2 rRNA genes (1 of these 2 cut by a window edge) are annotated in these 2,500 nt (G+C 55.0%); both read right to left on the reverse strand.

From position 1 onward, the window contains the following. Positions 1–20: 20 nt before the first annotated feature. Positions 21–135: ribosomal RNA gene (gene rrf, locus ACP690_RS17890) — 5S ribosomal RNA — on the reverse strand. Between the two features lie 177 nt (positions 136–312). Then, positions 313–2,500 (reverse strand): 23S ribosomal RNA (locus tag ACP690_RS17895); it runs 609 nt beyond the window's last position.

Genomic DNA, 2,500 nt, shown 5'->3' on the forward strand with positions numbered 1-2,500 from the left:
TTTCCCGCACAGGCTTCAATGCCTGGCGACGACCTACTCTTCCACTGCTTAGGCAGTAGTACCATTGGCGCAGTCGGGTTTCACGGCCGAGTTCGGGATGGGATCGGGTGGGACACCGACGCTATAGCCACCAGGCAATGAAGCGTGTGCGGGAGCTGAGCCGCTAGTGCGGCACGCTTCATGCGTGTCGTACTAGTGGGTCAGCTGGTTCAAATCGATGCGTGCACTGTTACTGGAATATGTATCTGGCGTTCGACGCTGACATCCACGCCTATCGTCGACAACCCAGGGTTGTCATTGATGGTGTGTCCTCTCAAGCGCGAATAGGACAATTAGTATCGGTTAGCTCCATGCGTTACCGCACTTCCACATCCGATCTATCAAGGTCGTGGTCTCCGACCGTCCTATGAAATCTTATCTCGAGGGAGGCTTCCCGCTTAGATGCTTTCAGCGGTTATCCCGTCCGTACATAGCTACCCTGCTGCGCCGTTGGCACGACGACAGGTACACCAGAGGTACGTTCAACCCGGTCCTCTCGTACTAGGGTCAACTCCTCTCAAATTTCGACGCCCACGGCAGATAGGGACCAAACTGTCTCGCGACGTTCTGAACCCAGCTCACGTACCACTTTAATTGGCGAACAGCCAAACCCTTGGGACCTGCTCCAGCCCCAGGATGTGATGAGCCGACATCGAGGTGCCAAACAACCCCGTCGATATGAGCTCTTGGGGGTTATCAGCCTGTTATCCCCGGCGTACCTTTTATCCGTTGAGCGATGGCCCTTCCACGAGGGACCACCGGATCACTATGACCGACTTTCGTCTCTGCTCGACTTGTCAGTCTCGCAGTCAGGCGGGCTTATGCCATTGCACTCTAACAGCCGGTTTCCAACCGGCCTGAGCCCACCATCGCGCGCCTCCGTTACTCTTTAGGAGGCGACCGCCCCAGTCAAACTACCCGCCACAGAGGGTCCCTGCACCGGCTAACGGTGCGAGGTTAGACATCAGAAAACAACAGGGTGGTATTTCACCTATGGCTCCACACCGGCTGGCGCCAATGCTTCAAAGCCTCCCACCTATGCTACACAGTTCTTTCCTAATGCCACTCTGAAGCTGCAGTAAAGGTGCACGGGGTCTTTCCGTCTAACCGCGGGTACTCCGCATCTTCACGGAGAATTCAATTTCGCTGAGCATGTCCTGGAGACAGTGGGGAAGTCGTTACGCCATTCGTGCAGGTCGGAACTTACCCGACAAGGAATTTCGCTACCTTAGGACCGTTATAGTTACGGCCGCCGTTTACCTGGGCTTCATTTCAGAGCTTGCACCCCTCCACTTAACCTTCAGGCACCGGGCAGGCGTCAGGCCCTATACGTCGTCTTGAAGCCGACTTAGCAGAGCCCTGTGTTTTTGCTAAACAGTCGCTACCCCCTGGCCTGTGCCCCCCACGAGAGCTTGCGCTTACGTGGGGCCTCCTTCTTCCGAAGGTACGGAGGCAATTTGCCGAGTTCCTTCAGGACACTTCTCTCAAGCGCCTTGGTATACTCTACCAGACCACCTGTGTCGGTTTCGGGTACGGTCTATACGGTGGGGCTATTTCCTGGGACAGTTTCGAAGCCTGACCAATCCGATAAGGTCAGACAACACACACCATCCGTCACACACCACCAGGCCCACGAATATTAACGTGGTTCCCATCGACTACCCCCTTCGGGCTCGTCTTAGGGGCCGGCTCACCCTGCGCGGATTAGCCTTGCGCAGGAACCCTTGGTCTTTCGGCGAGAGGGCATCTCACCCTCTTTATCGCTACTCATGTCTGCATTCGCACTTCCGATACCTCCACGACCCATTACCAGATCGCTTCACAGGCGTACGGAACGCTCCGCTACCGCGTGTACAAAGTACACACCCTAAGCTTCGGTGCGTGTCTTGAGCCCCGTTACATCTTCGCCGCAGAAACCCTTGTTTAGACCAGTGAGCTGTTACGCTTTCTTTAAAGGATGGCTGCTTCTAAGCCAACCTCCTGGTTGTTTTGGGATTTCCACATGCTTTCCCACTTAGACACGACTTGGGGACCTTAGCTGTAGGTCAGGGCTGTTTCCCTTTTGACGACGGACCTTAGCACCCGCCGTCTGTCTCCCGAGTATCACTCCTAGGTATTCGGAGTTTGGTTAGAGTTGGTAGATCTCGCGACCCCCGCATCCATCCAGTGCTCTACCCCCTAGGGTGTCCGCTCGAGGCACTACCTCAATAGTTTTCGCGGAGAACCAGCTATTTCCCGGCTTGATTGGCCTTTCACCCCTAAACACAACTCATCCGGTAACTTTTCAACGTTAATCGGTTCGGACCTCCAGTGCGTGTTACCGCACCTTCATCCTGGTCATGCCTAGATCGCCGGGTTTCGGGTCTAATACATCAAACTAAGTCGCCCTATTCAGACTCGCTTTCGCTGCGCCTACACCTATCGGCTTAAGCTTGCTTGATACATTAAGTCACAGACCCAT

The organism is Sphingomonas sp. DC4900 (assembly GCF_049896485.1).
Lineage (GTDB): Bacteria > Pseudomonadota > Alphaproteobacteria > Sphingomonadales > Sphingomonadaceae > Sphingomonas > Sphingomonas aquatilis.